The organism is Candidatus Nitrosocosmicus sp. R (genome assembly GCF_054408505.1).
Map to the genome: position 1 here is coordinate 1,457,552 of NZ_CP167090.1, position 16,654 is coordinate 1,474,205.

At 32.7% G+C, this 16,654-nt stretch carries 17 protein-coding genes, 1 tRNA gene and 1 pseudogene; 8 read left to right on the forward strand and 11 right to left on the reverse strand.

The features are described from left to right. Positions 1-335 precede the first annotated feature (335 nt). On the reverse strand, positions 336-578 hold the full coding sequence (locus AAGU22_RS07525) for an Lrp/AsnC family transcriptional regulator (protein WP_458721574.1): 243 nt from the start codon (positions 576-578) through the stop codon (positions 336-338). 151 nt (positions 579-729) lie between these two features. Here AAGU22_RS07525 and AAGU22_RS07530 point away from each other — a divergent pair. Beyond that, positions 730-816 (forward strand) — tRNA-Ser (locus tag AAGU22_RS07530). Between the two features lie 310 nt (positions 817-1,126). On the opposite strand, the gene AAGU22_RS07535 is transcribed toward AAGU22_RS07530, so the two are convergent. After that, complete coding sequence (locus AAGU22_RS07535; RefSeq protein WP_458721575.1) at positions 1,127-2,302, reverse strand: ArsA family ATPase; 1,176 nt, start codon at positions 2,300-2,302, stop codon at positions 1,127-1,129. Between the two features lie 346 nt (positions 2,303-2,648). Between AAGU22_RS07535 and AAGU22_RS07540 the strand changes: the two genes are divergently transcribed. After that, positions 2,649-2,921, forward strand: coding sequence for a hypothetical protein (locus AAGU22_RS07540; protein ID WP_458721576.1), 273 nt, complete (start codon positions 2,649-2,651; stop codon positions 2,919-2,921). 590 nt (positions 2,922-3,511) lie between these two features. Here the strand turns inward: AAGU22_RS07540 and AAGU22_RS07545 are convergent. Then, on the reverse strand, positions 3,512-4,051 hold the full coding sequence (locus AAGU22_RS07545; RefSeq protein WP_458721577.1) for a hypothetical protein: 540 nt from the start codon (positions 4,049-4,051) through the stop codon (positions 3,512-3,514). A 215-nt stretch (positions 4,052-4,266) separates the two neighbouring features. Between AAGU22_RS07545 and AAGU22_RS07550 the strand changes: the two genes are divergently transcribed. The 4 genes and pseudogenes from AAGU22_RS07550 to AAGU22_RS07565 all read left to right on the forward strand — a co-directional run bounded on the left by AAGU22_RS07550 (position 4,267) and on the right by AAGU22_RS07565 (position 7,117). Then, on the forward strand, positions 4,267-4,566 hold the full coding sequence (locus AAGU22_RS07550) for a hypothetical protein (RefSeq protein ID WP_458721578.1): 300 nt from the start codon (positions 4,267-4,269) through the stop codon (positions 4,564-4,566). A gap of 128 nt (positions 4,567-4,694) precedes the next feature. Further along, positions 4,695-5,144, forward strand: coding sequence for a hypothetical protein (locus AAGU22_RS07555; protein WP_458721579.1), 450 nt, complete (start codon positions 4,695-4,697; stop codon positions 5,142-5,144). A gap of 404 nt (positions 5,145-5,548) precedes the next feature. Further along, positions 5,549-5,950 (forward strand): annotated as a pseudogene (locus AAGU22_RS07560) (DUF6920 family protein). A 396-nt stretch (positions 5,951-6,346) separates the two neighbouring features. Further along, a complete protein-coding gene (locus AAGU22_RS07565; RefSeq protein WP_458721580.1) occupies positions 6,347-7,117 on the forward strand; it encodes a DUF72 domain-containing protein in 771 nt (256 codons plus the stop codon). A gap of 662 nt (positions 7,118-7,779) precedes the next feature. On the opposite strand, the gene AAGU22_RS07570 is transcribed toward AAGU22_RS07565, so the two are convergent. From AAGU22_RS07570 to AAGU22_RS07595, 6 genes are all read right to left on the reverse strand, one after another. Beyond that, positions 7,780-8,004, reverse strand: coding sequence for a hypothetical protein (locus tag AAGU22_RS07570; protein ID WP_458721581.1), 225 nt, complete (start codon positions 8,002-8,004; stop codon positions 7,780-7,782). A gap of 277 nt (positions 8,005-8,281) precedes the next feature. Next, positions 8,282-8,635: a hypothetical protein gene (locus AAGU22_RS07575; protein WP_458721582.1), complete on the reverse strand. Its 354-nt coding sequence runs from the start codon at positions 8,633-8,635 to the stop codon at positions 8,282-8,284. Between the two features lie 205 nt (positions 8,636-8,840). Beyond that, positions 8,841-9,137: a hypothetical protein gene (locus AAGU22_RS07580; RefSeq protein ID WP_458719599.1), complete on the reverse strand. Its 297-nt coding sequence runs from the start codon at positions 9,135-9,137 to the stop codon at positions 8,841-8,843. A 19-nt stretch (positions 9,138-9,156) separates the two neighbouring features. Further along, positions 9,157-9,462, reverse strand: coding sequence for a hypothetical protein (locus tag AAGU22_RS07585; RefSeq protein ID WP_458719600.1), 306 nt, complete (start codon positions 9,460-9,462; stop codon positions 9,157-9,159). A gap of 771 nt (positions 9,463-10,233) precedes the next feature. Next, positions 10,234-10,428 carry a hypothetical protein gene (locus AAGU22_RS07590; RefSeq protein ID WP_458721583.1) on the reverse strand — a complete coding sequence of 65 codons (195 nt, stop codon included), beginning with the start codon at positions 10,426-10,428 and terminating at the stop codon, positions 10,234-10,236. A gap of 363 nt (positions 10,429-10,791) precedes the next feature. After that, positions 10,792-11,391: a hypothetical protein gene (locus tag AAGU22_RS07595; RefSeq protein WP_458721584.1), complete on the reverse strand. Its 600-nt coding sequence runs from the start codon at positions 11,389-11,391 to the stop codon at positions 10,792-10,794. Between the two features lie 547 nt (positions 11,392-11,938). Between AAGU22_RS07595 and AAGU22_RS07600 the strand changes: the two genes are divergently transcribed. Next, positions 11,939-12,079, forward strand: coding sequence for a hypothetical protein (locus AAGU22_RS07600; protein ID WP_458721585.1), 141 nt, complete (start codon positions 11,939-11,941; stop codon positions 12,077-12,079). Positions 12,080-12,780: 701 nt separating this feature from the next. On the opposite strand, the gene AAGU22_RS07605 is transcribed toward AAGU22_RS07600, so the two are convergent. Continuing rightward, complete coding sequence (locus AAGU22_RS07605) at positions 12,781-13,731, reverse strand: hypothetical protein (protein WP_458721586.1); 951 nt, start codon at positions 13,729-13,731, stop codon at positions 12,781-12,783. Between the two features lie 8 nt (positions 13,732-13,739). After that, positions 13,740-14,078 (reverse strand): hypothetical protein, encoded by a 339-nt coding sequence (locus AAGU22_RS07610; RefSeq protein WP_458721587.1) that lies wholly within the window; start codon positions 14,076-14,078, stop codon positions 13,740-13,742. A gap of 1,341 nt (positions 14,079-15,419) precedes the next feature. On the opposite strand from AAGU22_RS07610, the gene AAGU22_RS07615 reads away from it, so the two are divergent. Continuing rightward, positions 15,420-16,130 (forward strand): hypothetical protein, encoded by a 711-nt coding sequence (locus AAGU22_RS07615; RefSeq protein WP_458721588.1) that lies wholly within the window; start codon positions 15,420-15,422, stop codon positions 16,128-16,130. The last annotated feature ends 524 nt before the right edge of the window (positions 16,131-16,654 follow it).

Consider the following 16,654-nt stretch of genomic DNA (forward strand, 5'->3'; position numbering starts at 1 on the left):
AAACTAAGATAATAACTCAAATTCTCTAGAATGTTCAATAGTCCTTTGTATTTTAAATTTAGATACAATATACCATAAACAAGATTTATCTAAATTCCTAATTTCATAATTGAACCGTTTGATTTTAGATTAATATGATGTACTTTTTTATCCTGATTTGTTAGTAAGTTAGATTTACCTACATTATCAGATTCATGAAAAAAACAATATTGGAGTTGAAAAAATAGATAGTCATCACCCTGATATTATCTCAAATTAAGGGAACGATCTTAAGTTACCACTTTTTTTCTATCAAGTTATCAAATAGAAAAGGGATATAGAAAACGATATTCAAATCAACGTGATTGCCCTTCAATAACTATCATAGTCAAAGTAGAGCGAACCTTATCTATTTTTCGGATTCGCCATGTAATAATTTCCCTCAATTTATCCATATTATCAGATGATATTCTTACTATAATATCATAGACTCCAAACACTCCGTTTACTTCATTAACTTCTGGAACCTCCTTTATTTTCTTAATAATCTCGGCTTCGGAACCTAGATCACAATTTAACAATACATAAGCAGTCGGCATACCTATTAAAAGATGGATAAAGTATTAAATCTTTATTAACCAACAATTGCGAAAAATATCAAGACACTAATTCCATTAAACTCATATTTCTTCGCTCAGACATTTTTGATTGCAAATAATTAATATACCCATGCCAAAAAAGAATGGTAAAGCGGGGGTCGCCTAGCCTGGTAGGGCGTGGGATTGCTAATCCCATGTTCGCAAGAACTCGTGGGTTCGAATCCCACTCCCCGCGCCATAATCATGGATTCATACAATGGCTTTATTAGTTCAGCAAATGACAAAGGTAATGTTAAAGATTTGCAAGATGCAGCTAACATACAGATATGAAATCCCTTATCAAATTTAAGAATAGACAGATTGAAAAAATCTATTGACATGATTTGCAAATGTCAAAAACCATTTGTCAAAAAGTCTCAAGAAGCTTCTAGAATATTTAGTAGAGAATATTGATACTATAGGCAATTTTATCTTGAGTATTTAAATCATTTAATGGTTTTACTGTGTAGCTGACGTTCCTTTGATTAGTGTATGAATACGGTTAGAATTTATTCTTTGAATGTTACTTCAATTATGCCTTTATGTATCTTCACTTCAAAAAGTTTCATGGTTATAGTAGCTGCAGGTAAAGGAATAACATTCACAATATAACCTGTTGCGCCTAAAAGTTTAATGGCTAGATAGTCGCCATATCGATTTACATTAAAATTGTCTTTGTCTGTGAATGGGGCCTTTACCTTCAAAATTAATATCGAACCATCTTTTACGAATTCAAAAACCTTATCCGAATAAAAGACTCTTGATGGATCTTCATTATTAAAAATTGCCTCTGCATTCTCCCTTAACATCTCGATTCCTTTTAGTTCTTTCTCATAAAATCTTTCTTCTATAATATGCAATGGATAAAAACTGGTTTTTGCCTCTTCAATTTTTGTACTTTGATACTCTACCCACTTTGTAAAATAGCTATTATGGACTTCACGGGGAAATATTTTATTAATTATTAACGCATCAACATTAATGCCATAAAGGTTTGCAGACATAAGAGCTCTTTTTGCATTCTCGATACTAAATGTATCTGGGTTAATTATTAGTCTCAAACTTGTAATTTTGGGATCAATTATTGTTTTTGATAAGAGTTCAAGTCGCTTTAGTAAATTCATCTCAATTTGAATTACATCAGTAGGAATCGGTGCAAAAGAAGAAAAAGGTTGAAACATTTTTACAAATCCACTAAAAACTCCTGAAAACCCGGAGAGCTTTTCTCCAATATTTCCAGCAAGTTTGGGAAAATACAAATATCTCAAAGCTTCTCCAGAAGCTGGCATATCCATAATTATACAATCAAAGTCTTGATGACGTATAAATTCTTCAATTTTTAACAATGAAAATAGTTGAGTCATTCCAGGAAGCATTGCAATCTCATAGGATAATGTTTCATCTAATCCTCTTCTAGAGAATATCGATGCAACATAGGACAAAATAGAACCATAATTTTCTGCTAATTCAAGTACTGGGTCTATTTGTAATGCATAAAGATTATCCAATACCTTGACAGGCTTATTTCCTACGACGGATGTCATAAATGCATCTTTTAAAGTATGCGCAGGATCGGATGATATTATCAAAGTTTTATTATTTAGATCCGCAAGTTTTATAGCAGTAGAACATGAATTAACTGTCTTTCCCGTTCCACCCTTTCCGGTATAAATTATTAATCTCACAATCTATTTATTTTCAAAATGCTTTAAAAGTGTGCTCAAGGAAGTAAGATTCAGCGTATTTGGAAACATTTTACCTATTGGATAAAGTGTATCAAAAAACCTGCACATTGACAAATAATTAATAGAATAATTCGCTTTAAACTTTATCACACATATTCATTTATGTGATATTCACCTGACAATAAGGTTTCTTTATCAAGTAAATGTTTAATTTATTTTGAAAGCATTGTAATTAAAGTCTACAGGATCGTAATTAAGTCCCTTACTTATATTAATCAATACCCATTGTATGTTACCATTAAATGCGACTATATTGTATGCTTCATATGTAAAGAATCATTGTTAAATGCTTTTTCAAAAACACTTCTATTCTATAATCACATTTGTATTGGTTTCAGCCTTATCCAACCAATCATCTTTGAGGTGCGGATCAAGAATTTTACCTACAACATTCGCAGGAGAATACGCCAATATCTTGCCATCTTTACTTATGGGTGTTGGACCTAAGAATAAACATATGGCTTTCCCTTCAGGCCAATACGCTACTACATCAATCGTCGGATTGGGTATTACCGCCTTAAAACCATTTTATTTTATAAATAAATTACAACATATATAGAATATATTTGGGTAATTACGGATAGTTTTGTGTATAAAGAGACACACTTCACCTCTTTTAAGAAATTTCAAATATCTAATTCGCCAATGTCACTTCATCGCTATATTATGTACCAACTTAATGTTTAAAGGTAAACTAGAAGAAATCCTTAACTATATGGCTAAGATGACTTAATAGATAATGGTATATTCACGGATTGGCTAATGAGTATGAAGGAGTTTGTGATAAACAAATAATTATTAAATTAACAGAGCCTATATATCACATGGATTCTAATCCCAAACCTCGCCTGGTTTGAGGAAATAAAATATAATCACACTTTCGATTCTCTTGATATTTACTAACTTTGAAGAATTATCAAGTTTTGGACATTTTGTTATTGAACAAAATGTCGATCAAAATACTAACACTTGACAAGTGTTTCAAGCTCATAGGAGTGATTGATTCTTACATAATTAGCATATTCAAATGATTACCAAAAAATCAGCATAAATTCTACGGAATTCAAACCAATGTTGTTATTTATAAATAAAGAGATAACTTGCCGACAAAATGTTAAAGACGGCTTATTACGCAAGAAATCTGTTGGATTACGGATGAGGCACACCAATCATGTTTAGAGTTGCACCTGGGGCTGTTATTACTGTTATAAATACTGTTACTCTGGCTCCAAAAGCATTTGAGATGGTAATAGTTTCCCCTGTATCAGCACCAATACATCCCAAGTCCATGCCGGTTTGCGCAGGTACGTCAAGAACCAATCCATCTACCGTATGTCCAGCTTTTCCTCCGCACTGAAACTGGGTAGCAGGAGTAATTATTTGAATACCCCCATGAAAAACTTCAACATTTCTGGCCCAAATGCAAGTCTGAAAACCTGAGATACTTGACACATGAACACTTTGTTCCCAATCCCCAACGCTAAAATAGCCGCGGACTATTTTGTCCCCAAGAGACAGAAAATTCCTATATACCGAGGATGACACTATCGAATCATTTGTTTTATTTTCACTTAGGATGGTTTCGTTAGATGAGGATATACCATCACGTGGTTCGATGTTGGTTCCAAACAACTGTAGCAAATTCGCCTGATTTACCACTTTTGTAGAATTATCTGTAGATAAAGCCACGGAATTTGTTACATTTGTTAAACTTAGAAAAGAGATTTAGTACTTGGTAATATGTGTCAGCGACAGAATCGTTAAGAAGGGATCATACTCTAATTGAATAAATGATAAATGCGTTAAAGACTATTTCGTTATTGTTAAAGAATGCAAAACAAATACCCGCCCAATCATTCTAGGGATTACATGATACTTTTCTAATTGCTCCTTCTTTGAATATCATGCCAGAATCAACAAGAGAAGACAAAGAATACAAGGGTCTTGATCCTTGGAGGGTGTCTGACACCTGGTTTTCCAGCTATGACAAACCATTAGACAAGTTAAAATTCTTTCTGTGTTATGCTATTTTGGTCCCATCAGGTCACAATACTCAACCATGGACATTTAGAATATCCGATGATAGTATTATCGAAATGTACGCTGACAGAACAAGAGCATTGCCTGTGGTAGACCCTGACGATAGAGAATTGACCATTAGTTGCGGCTCTGCCTTGTTTAATATGCAGTTGGCAATATCATAATTTGGCTACAGATTTGAAACATCCTTGTTACCACAAGAAGAAGAGGGTGACCATGATTTGTTGGCTAAGTTAGGGCAATAGACATCAATCAAAAACCAGAGAAAAGTAAGGATGAAGGACTGAAAAGATTGTTTAACTCGATTACGATGAGAAGAACAAACAGATTTGGATTTGACGGTGATAAGGAAATCTCAAAAGAGATTCTCTCCAACCTTCAATCTATCGATCAAAAATATGAGGATGTCTGGTTTCATATCGAGAAGAACATGGAGGATAAAGAGCAACTTGCTAAACTGATTACTGAAGGAGATAGGATTCAAATGTCAGACAAAAAGTTTAGGAGAGAATTGGCTTTGTGGGTTCACACAAATAGGAGTCATCTCAGGGATGGGATACCCGGTTATGCGTTTGGATTTGGTGATATCATGTCTTTAGTCGGCCCGTTTATAATACGAACATTTGACTTTGGTAAAGGACAAGCAGCCAAGGACAAGGAACTTGCTATAGGTTCTCCAGCTCTGTTAGTAATAGGTACAAGCGCAGATGACACGCTTTCATGGCTGAATGCGGGTCTATAATTATCGAACATACTTCTGTACCTAAGGTCTGAAAATATATGGTGTTCTTACTTAAACCAATCTATTGAAGTTCCCCATTTGAGAAAAAGGCTTAACAGTTTACTACCTGGTCATAGTGACCCAAATTCGCAATTACTACTACGAATAGGCTATTCTGATAGAGAAGTATTGCCAACGCCAAGAAGATCAATCGAACAAGTTATACTTAGTGGAGAACGCAATGTTCACTCGTAAGATTCTTCAAGAAGAAAATCTTGATATTAGTAATACTAATACATTCTGTTGCAACTGATACATACTTCGTTATAATTGGTTTTAGTGATCTGATTTTTAACCAACAAATAGAGAGAGAGGTCAACACACTTTATTCTGCATTAAAAGACGTCTCAACCAAAACTTTTTCATTGGAACAAATAAAGAACCCTCGAGAACCTGTTCAGAGATACTTTACATTTTCCTTGGAGAAGGACCAACAGTATGTCAGCTATATTAAACTTAAGTATACAGAGGAGTTTCATCAAGACGAAAATCAAAAATGGATGCCAGTAGAAGGAGAAGAATACCTTACCACCAAGAGGCCAGGTTTCATTTGGATTGGGAAAATATCGTTATTACCTTTAGTATTGATTAACGGCATTGACAAGTATTAAGAGGAAAAGGGCACATTCCAAATAAAGATACTTTCTAATTTTACAATACCTGATGCTCCACGAGGAAAGGAATGGGATGAGAGTGACCTAATGAGATGGCTTGCAGAAGAAGCCTTGTTTCCGACTATGTTATTGCCAAGCAGTTATATACATTAGCAACCAGGGGATTCTGTTTCTGAAATTTTCAGATCCAGACTGCAAGAAAGAATATTTTATACCTTTTTCTAAAATATCAAAATCTAAAATTGTGTCTAAGTATACCGAATTGGTAGGTCGATATAAGTCAATTTATCAGAAAATTTGGATTGATCCAGCATAAAGCACCCTTTTTTTACATTTATTTGTTAAAGGGCTGTCTTAAGATATTATTTTAAGAAACACAGTTAATTACACATATTAAAGATCTTCAATTCTAAAGGAGACCAAGGAAGTGATACGGTAAATAAAAGAAAATCTACTGAAGTGGAAGAATAAAACGGAGATAGTTAATAGAATCCTAAGCGAAAATTGAACTATATATTTTTAAAACTAGGTAATTAATCATATTTAATAGTGAATCTTTATGTTGGATGCTCTGGATGGACGTATTCTGGATGGAAGGGTACATTTTATCCCAAGAACCTTGAGAATTGGCGGAGACTATCATATTATTCAAGGTTTTTTAATTTTATAGAAGTTGATTCAACTTTTTATTATGTTCCTTCAAGATATATCATCCAAGGGTGGAAAAACAAAACTCCCTATGATTTTAAATTCACATTTAAGTTTCCACAGGTAATAACACATGTAAACAAGCTTGAAAGAGTCCTCAAATACCTTGCATACTTTTTTTATGTATTGGAACCAATATTAGATAAAACACTGATGCTTCTGATTCAGCTTCCGTCGTACATGTCAGCAAAGGTAGGTTTGGAATCACTAGCTCCCTTTTTAGATAAATTAGATAAGAGATACAGATACGCTTTGGAGGTACGAGAATCCTCATGGTTTGATGCCAGTGTATATGATTTTCTGAATGAAAATGATATTACATTAGTCTGGCGAGTGAGAGTAGATTTAAAAACTCCAACCTTTGTAACAACCGACACTGTTTATCTAAGATTCATTGGCGATAGAATTGCTGACCAGAGGAACTTTGGATTGAACATAAAAGACAAGGAAGACGAACTGAGAGAGTATGTTATACACATCAAAGATGCAGTAAAAGCCAATAATATTAATGACGTCATCGTTACTTTCAATAACAATTACGCAGGATTTAGTCCTCAGTTAGCTAATGATTTTCTGAGATTGATGTATGAACCTCGGGAACCGGTTGGTTAATGTATAAAACAAGAAAGTTCATCAACAACTTCATCATTATTCCTTACTTCTCACACTCTCTTTGGTTAAACGCTAATCCAAGTGGAATATAATATTCGAAAACTGAATTTATGATATACATTCCTCTTTAAATTACTTGTTATTCATTACTTTCATGTTTGTTAGGTGATTGTTGTCGATGAGGAAGACGTTGCTGTTTTAAAATCGCCATCCTTGTTACCTATTTTGAGTTTATTACATTTGTATTTTATCTAATTAATTGCCTTCGTTTTTGTGGATTTAAATAAATAGTCTAGGATGCTATTTAGATGACAATTGATTTAGAAATTGATCATATAGAGCCTAGAAAAACTAAATAAAAAACATTTATTCATGATTAAAATTCATTTTTCAAATGATTAGAATTGAGTTGTAACGGAATCTGTACAAGATACAAGGAGAAAAGGAATCACCTTGTTACATCCCGGTATAAAGAAGGACAGAAAAGATGTCGTGTCTGCGAAATTTTTATTAAATGGGACGAAAATTCCTATTGTCCGTGCTGTAACTATAAATTAAGAACGAGGTCCTTTCGAGGCTAGGCAATGAGGAAGAAATATAGAGAATTAACTATAACACGATATTAATCATTTTGAGATTTTTTCAGCTATTATTCTATTAACTTAATTAGTATATTGAACCAATGAAATTCTTTTAACATCCTTAGATGGTTTGAGAGGAGTCATAATTCCAGATGATGTATACATATTTGGAGACACATTCAGAATTGTTGACTCATGATCATTTTTGGTGCTTTTTTTAGATGCATTTCTACTCGCACCAAATCCGCTCAATAGGTTTATCGAATAATCTAGTGCCTTCAGTGAATGTTCAGAACCGTCAACCAATGCCAACAGTCTCATATGTTATGAATCCGGATACCTGTTTACGTCCTTGTTCTCGGAAGCTTCTTTCGATATTACTTTTCCAAATAATATTGAATTGAGAATTCCCGGTACTCGTGACGAACCTAGAATGTAGTTGTTTGGTTGGTGATTAAACCTTTAGTAGAAATTTTGTTATCGAAAAATTTTGGGAGCCTTGACATTTCAGCAAAGCGCGATACAGCATTCGGTAATAATTTTCATATCAATTCGGGTTGGATGAACCTTTTTCCTTCAATTACTACGACTTGAAGTAAGAAGCATCTAAACGATAAGATTTAAACTCGGTCCACTCCATATCGAGGACTAAATTATTGTTAAATTCCCTGGCTATTGATATCGGTACGTCAAATCTTTGATCATAATCCCCAAATATCGTTATCTGAGTATCTGTTTTGCCCATCATAAAATCCACAAAGTCTTCATTCAATAAACTTACTTTTTTATTAAAAAGAGAACTAGGAAATCTATCTATAGCAGATTCGGTTGTTTCGTTGTTAAATATTTCCTCTTCATTACTTAAATTTGTAGATACCAAAATATCATTTCTATCTAACAAGTACCTTCTTAATTCGTTATTGCCGGTTATTTGCATTATTTAGTTATCAATTACGTTTTGAATTTTTGAAGTGATCTCAGACATTTTATTACTTATTAAAGTAGCCAATTGTTTATTTTTCATTTTGCTTGGCTGCAATAGCCTTATGGAGAGAATGTAAAGACATCATTATAGGATTAGAATTTTTTTCGCTAGTCATATCATATATATACATTTAGTATCTATTTAGGGCGCTGTTAACTTAGGCGTCTGGCACCTCCTTGTTGTGTATTTTTACAAATAGATTCAACCAGTTTTTGACATGATCTAGTTTACACTTCTCTTTACTACATGGAAAGTAATCGTCAAATCCTTCAGTTCGATCCTTGATGTACTGCATAGTTCTTTCAATCAGACTTTTCTCAAACGAAGAATTGATATGGTGTTTTAGTTTTAGGAATCTACAAGCCATTGGGTACCAGGTTCCACCGTCTGTTGATACGACATGTTTTCCGTGAATCTTGATCAGACCTGAAATAAATCTCTCTGCGATAAGCATGTTCCTCTCCTTGGATTTATTAGCTAAGAAAGAGTGCGAGAATTTGCCTATTTTCTGGTTCGATTGCTGCCCATAACCAAGAGTATTCTGAGCCGACTTTTATTAATGTCTCATCAATGAGGTATTCTGATATTTTTGTTCTTCTTGTTGAAACCTTTCGAGGTTTATACCTTTGAATCCAATTCCAAATTGCAACGTGACTTCTATTGATAATATGTAAAAAGGACAATGCCTTGGCAGTATTTCTAAGCGATAAGCCAAGAAAGTACAAATACAGACCATAGTAAATATGCTCTGAAGATGTTTTATTTCTTTTACTTAACATAACAGAAATAGAGCGTCTTTAAGCTAAAGATTTATCGTTAAGTTAACAGGGCCATTATAGCTAGGAGAAAAGATAAATAGCCTCGGAAATTCATGCATATCTTCTACGCTGTTTTATTATCTTTCTTCATGTATAGATTATTAAGCCAATAAAATACTCTGACTAATTAATAATATATTCTGATTCAACACATTTAGATACATGTCCACAGCTAGGACAACTTTCAAGATTTGAAAAATTCTTACCGAAATTGTGATCACCTAATCGGTAGATATTTGAAATATGGTTAAAATCACATAGTTGACATTTTATTCTTAGAGTCATGGTATTTTATGCAAGTGCATAGTATTTTAGTCTTTTATATTAAAACTGGAATATGGAAATAACATTAAATATTACATGTTATCAATGACCGGCACATGATATGAAATTCTGAAATTAAACTAATCTTAATGGCCCAGGTTAGAGTAACGAGAAGGAATGTGAGTTATAGAAAGATAGAGTTTATCTTTAATATTTGTAATTAACCAATTCGACTGAATCATTATAATGATTTGAGAATTAGTCTATTTTGGATACTGAAAAACCTAATCTGTCCAACATTAAAAAGTTTGAAGAAAATAGATATCAATTCATTTTATACAAAAGATGATTGTTGACAAGTTGATCAGATTTCAGCTTTATATTCAAAAACGTAATCTACTAACGTTTTTGCAACCTTTTTATCGATTGTTATGGCGTTATTATTTAAGGATATCAAACCATTTGAATTTAGCCCTCAATATAACTTTTAAAACTATTAAATTCTAATCTACCATCTTTACCAAAGATTTCATGATACAATGCACCTATCGACAACCCATATTCTTTAATACTCCTATCATGGTAAGAATATAATTGAATACAAACTCTCAGTATTTCAGTTTTATTTGGCAGTGGTAACTTTTCTTTATTACCTTTAATCATACATTCTTTCCTTATACTAACTGTCTAATTATGTATCTCCCATGTTATTCATAGACAATTAGCAATTCGATAAAAGATCACAAAAACTGATACTAACGTAAATTTCAAGAGAATTACAATTTTCGTAGGACCTAACAATTCAGGAAAAGGCGTTTTACTAAAGGAAATTGAGGAGGACTTTAACATACAAGATCCTTAAATCCTTGTTTCAAAATTTTCGAAAACTTAGAGATTTCGATTTCTCAAGATGTTGATGGGTATGAGAAATTTGTGAAAGATATTCTTAAATTTAAGATAAACAAATAAGAAAATTCATGGTTGATGAATTCTGATTTTTTGATAAATGAATGAAATTAGCAATCATTATTGTTGAGTTGCCATCTGAGAATGTTGTAATTCTTGGAACGATTTTTGTTTTGGTATAAAGGATTCTATTCCAGATACCACAACAGAATAAGGACCATTGAGTTCTATGCTTCCTTCACCAACATATTTAAGTGCCAAATCTGAAATCGGATCTCCGAATCCAAATTGACCGTGAAATACACACATTGATGATGATGAAATATTCTGAATATATCCTAATGGTACACTAAATAGGTCAGGAGCCCTACCGGACAGAATCTGAAATAATGGTTTAGATGGATTTTCTTCATTACAAGGGAAAGTCACTGCTACATGGCCTTTACTTGCAAATGGTGTAGAATCATAGAATAATAAAAATTGATTTTGACTAAAATTCATTCCATTAAGCAAAACGGGTTGGACCGATTTACCGACATCAGTTTGATAGATATAATTAGTACCCGTAGCGATTTGGTTATATCGTTCAGAATCTAATTCTAAAGATTGATCGAATGGATTTTTTGAACCAATAAATACAACGTTGTATGTTAACACTGATGCTATATACACGAGAATTACAAAGCAAGATATAATTAAAGGAGTTTGAACATTTGCCATATGTAATAAAGGCTAAAATATATACTAATAAATCTTTAGAAAAACTATATCTATTGCTATATCTATTATTGCTAAATTTGAAAAACTTTCAAATAAAAACAAACAATTTGTTATAAAAAAGCCATTTTGTGCTCTGTTGCATAATTCCTTATTCTCGGACTATTGCAGTACACATTGTACGGCTCTTCACATAAGGAATTCTACTAGATTGAAGAAGCTCTATTTCATATGGGTTTAGTAAACAAAACAGAACACCTTTGGAGTACATTGGCTGTGGTTTGTACCTGTATTTTTCAGGTTGATCATTAAGAAGTACATCGCAGAGACTTTCTTGTTTTATCAATCGAAACCATGTTTCGGCCTGGAATTGGATTCAAAAGGACAGACCTCAAAAGATATCAGCACGAAGGAGAATGATATCAGATTACATTGTGCATGAGATGTTAATCAAGGTTGGGTCAGAATACGTATGGCTCTGGGTTGCGAGTGAACCAAACAACAGGCAGATTCTCGCACTTTTCTAACTAATAAATCCAAGGAAAGAAACATGTTTGCCGCAGAACATTTTCTCTCAAACATCGTTAGAGGCTATGGAAAGTATCCAGTCTCAACAGATGGTGACACATGGTACCCAATGGCCTGTAGATTTCTTAGATTAAAGTATCATATTCATTCCTCTCTGGAGTAAAGCCTGATAGAAACGAATATACAGTATATCAAGGATAGAATGGAGAATTTCGATGACTACTTTCCCTATAGAGCAAAGATTTGTAAGTTAAAGCATGTACGGAATTGGCTGCGGCTTTTTGTTGACTATCACAACAGAGAGATAAAACCAGTTAAATGAACAGAGCTCATTGTACTATATTCTTCTAAACAGGTTATACAATGATACTTTTATCATCAACTCTTTTACCATAGTTTGAAAATAGCAAAATCATAATCAATGTGTCTTTTTAACATATCATCTTCAGGATCCATGAAGAGTAATCTAAATTGTACGTTGCTGTTTCCAATATCTGATGAATTATTATTTGAATACTCCAAAATAACCTTTAAACATTTATTGTTTGTATAGTTACTTATTTTAACGGTATCACTAATATTCGTTGATGCATATATTAAAGAAAAAATGATAAAATAAGTGAAATTATCCATCCGGAAGGAAGATTATTTAAAAACGATGATAAGGCATTTAGAAGCAATTGATTTGCAACAGTATACATCCGGGAAAACAGATATTTAATTTATAATGTCTTTAACACTAAGTAAAGGAGAAACCTAAATTCATTGTTCGACTATTATCGACTGTATACCTAAAATTAGTAATAGAACTAAATTCTGAGATAGTATTACACAAATCTCTTCTCGTTATGCATATGAGACACTCTATGTGCTTGAAAGAAGCTTTATGTCAAAAGCTCCTATAAGATTTGGATGAATCTGCGAATGAACAATCATCATTATGTCCATTGGTGAAGCCTTATCCTTAATTGAACTGTTAAGTTGTATTAAGCCACTTTCAAGGTTATTACGATAATCAGAAGTTTCATAGTTAGACATCATATGATTTAGATAGTTATCAAATACTTCCAATGATTTTGCAGCTAAGCCTTGAGCGCTTTGATAGTCTCCGATATTTATCAAAGAGTTGGTTTCACTCGTCTTGTTGTCCATGTGCATCATTGCCATGTTAGACATATCCGTTATATCAAAGTCAACTCCATAAGCATATCCATAATTTCGAAGTACACTATCCAATAGTTCTACAAATCTCATAGGATGGATTAATCCGTTGCTATTATCCTCTTTGGGGCTAAATACATTTGATATGGACATTATAACTTGATTTAGATAGTTAGAGTCCTCTGATTTTTTTTGTGTTTCCGTTATGGCTATGATTTTGTCTACATTTGTATCAATACCCGCAATTAATTGATTTGATTGCTCTAGTTTTTGTTTTTCAACTTGAACCGATGATGGGGTATCCGAAAATGATGATGTCAGGTTGCGCAAATTTTCTACTGCTATTTTAAGATCATCTCTAATTTTTTTATCTCGGTCTGTAATTTTTACCATCAGATCCCAGTAAAAAATATTGACAGCTTTATCAGCATGATTCTGTGCTAGAGATAGATTATTATTGACAAGGTTTGTATTAACTAAATTTGATTCTGTCTGAAATTGATCCAGGTACGCCACAAACAATGCATTACTATTTTGAGGAAAATTATGACCAAATACATTTTGAACTGATGAGTCATAATTAATATTATTTAAATGGGCTCCGTTAAATAAAATATACAAAATTATTATTAGAGATAAGGACCTTTTCCTCATTATTATCTTCATGGCGAAATCACGTTTGAAGATAATAAAAACTCATCATTATCAATGGTTGCTTCACAGGAATGATAAAAAGTATATTTGTAACCTATTACTTTAAATTGGTTCATTAGCCAATTACCAGCATCATTCAATAAATGTGACTTTGAATGTCTGGTATGGAAACCAGATAAATTAGTCAGATTTTGTCTTAAGTTATCTATAGAAACTCTATCTAATATCGATTGAGTGTTTGGGTTAACCCTACGAAAATTTCCCATTTGACTATTGTGAAAATTAGTCTTACCCAGTATGATCTTGCTTTCTTCTGAAATAGAATTAATATTTGTGTTTTTACACAATTCAAAAGCCACCTTTAGAATTATTACATATATGTTCCAATATAAGAGCAAAGGCTTTAGATAGGTATTTTTGATGAAACTTCAACTTACATATCTCTTGGATAAGTTTATTTGTCTGGATTTTGGAATTACTTGCCAATCCCATACCATAATCTATTAAGTATCAAACATATAAGTCTTCTTTGATTAGATCTGTGGTTTAGTGCTTTAATCTTTTGTCTGTGTAGCCATTTTAATGAAATCTTGATAGTGAACTAATCCCGCTAAAGAATTCTGAGTATATATCTCAAGGAGTACGATGTTTACATTTGTAAGATGATAATGTAAATCATCTGTATTATTACAAAATAGTGATATTCCGATATGCAATTTTTTAGATAATCAAATTTACATATTTGAAAAAATCATGAGAAAACAAGTAATCATAAAACAAACGTGACATACAGAAATTGTCCTACTTAGTGAATTCGATCTATATTACCACTTAGTGGAAATACCCTTTATATGCTTAAAACATCTTTTAAATAATACAATCCCCAAGATAACCTAATGGATTCGAATCCCACTCCCCGTGCATCAAACAGGGAATGTAACGTTATCGTTATATAATTTGACGAATACCATATTCTTATCCAATATATGCCTATGTCATAGAGCAAATCACAATTGGATTATCTAAGCCATATTTTAAAAAAATACTAAAAAATCGATATAATAGTCGTAAGGAAAATGCCGAAACAATATGTGAATATATTTTGGTCTAACAAGCAGATACTAATATTAAAAATAGAACCAAGGAGGGTAAGATAAAAGTTCTCGTCTGGCTTTCCAACTATTTTCAGAATAAAAAGGGATTTCAAGAAATGAGGAAGGAAGACATTAGGTATAATCAAATACTTCCCAAATGGTAGGCATAGAGGGGTTTTCGTTACTGATTTATTAAAAAAGCGTAATGGTAAAGAAATACTTTGAGGGTTTTTACCTTGTTAGGAAACGAATCTATCAGGATGGATTGGTAATAGCGTCTGAAAATATTGATTTGGATATAGCTTTGGTAGGTGGATAAAATCGATGCCACTATCATTGTCTATCCTTATAATAGATGATTAGTCAGGTTTAAAGTTTAATTAGTCAGACAAGTTATCACCATTCTAATTATGACCATTTTGAAGATCCTTGTTTTACTCATCTGCTCGGAACAATCAGTGAATGTATTATTAACACCGTGGTCATTTGCCATCATGTTTACTTATGACTGAATCTAAAATCTACAAAGAGACCCAATAGAAAATCTTCGATACAAATTTCAGATTTAAATAGTATTTCACGTTTACAATTACAATGTCAGAAGAACCTATTAACAGAAACGATGACGTTCAAGGAGATGGTCGGGATGCAGCCGAAATCGTAGGAGATAGTTTAAACGAAGGAGTAGATAAAATTAAAGCAGGTGCCAAAGCAGTGGCAAAAAAAATAGATGACCCAGATAAAGACATTGGGACAGAATACAATAAGGAAAAACCTATTCATGTACACCATGACGTTCAAGGAGATGGTCGGGATGCAGCCGAAATCGTAGGAGATAGTTTAAACGAAGGAGTAGATAAAATTAAAGCAGGTGCCAAAGCAGTGGCAAAAAAAATAGATGACCCAGATAAAGACATTGGGACAGAATACAATAAGGAAAAACCTATTCATGTACACCATGACGTTCAAGGAGATGGTCGGGATGCAGCCGAAATCGTAGGAGATAGTTTAAACGAAGGAGTAGATAAAATTAAAGCAGGTGCCAAAGCAGTGGCAAAAAAAATAGATGACCCAGATAAAGACATTGGGACAGAATACAATAAGGAAAAACCTATTCATGTACACCATGACGTTCAAGGAGATGGTCTGGATGCAGCCGAAATCGTAGGAGATAGTTTAAACGAAGGAGTAGATAAAATTAAAGCAGGTGCCAAAGCAGTGGCAAAAAAAATAGATGACCCAGATAAAGACATTGGGACAGAATACAATAAGGAAAAGCTAGAGGAACAAGCAAAAGACATTTAGAATAATTTATCACTTTTATATAGGCCTTATTTGTTATTAAATTTACTAAAGAATAGTATATTGATTAATTTGTCATAGCAACATCAGACAACGACATACATTTCTTGTCTGTCAAGTAGCAGATGCCAAGGTCAATGGAACTTGAAAAAAGCTATCCTTTAGAAAATTTGCGTCACTTTCGAAATTATATGTAGAAAAATATCATAAATCTAAATTGGTCTAATTACTTGGTAGAAAGGATGCTTGACTTCACGTTCATTAAAAAAATATATGATTTTCAAATGACGGTACTATGAGGCGCATTTTTACCCTATCAATGCTTAAATGTGATATTTTTGGTCATAAATTGGAAATACTATTTGGATTTATTTAGGATTCATTTCATATACCATACCGTATGGAAAACCTTTTTTTGAAGAATTTATTATACATTTGCTTCTGATGCACCAACTAATTCCATCAAGATCTTGAGTTTAATATTAATACTAATTTACAATTCCTTAAATTCCATAACATTATCTAAG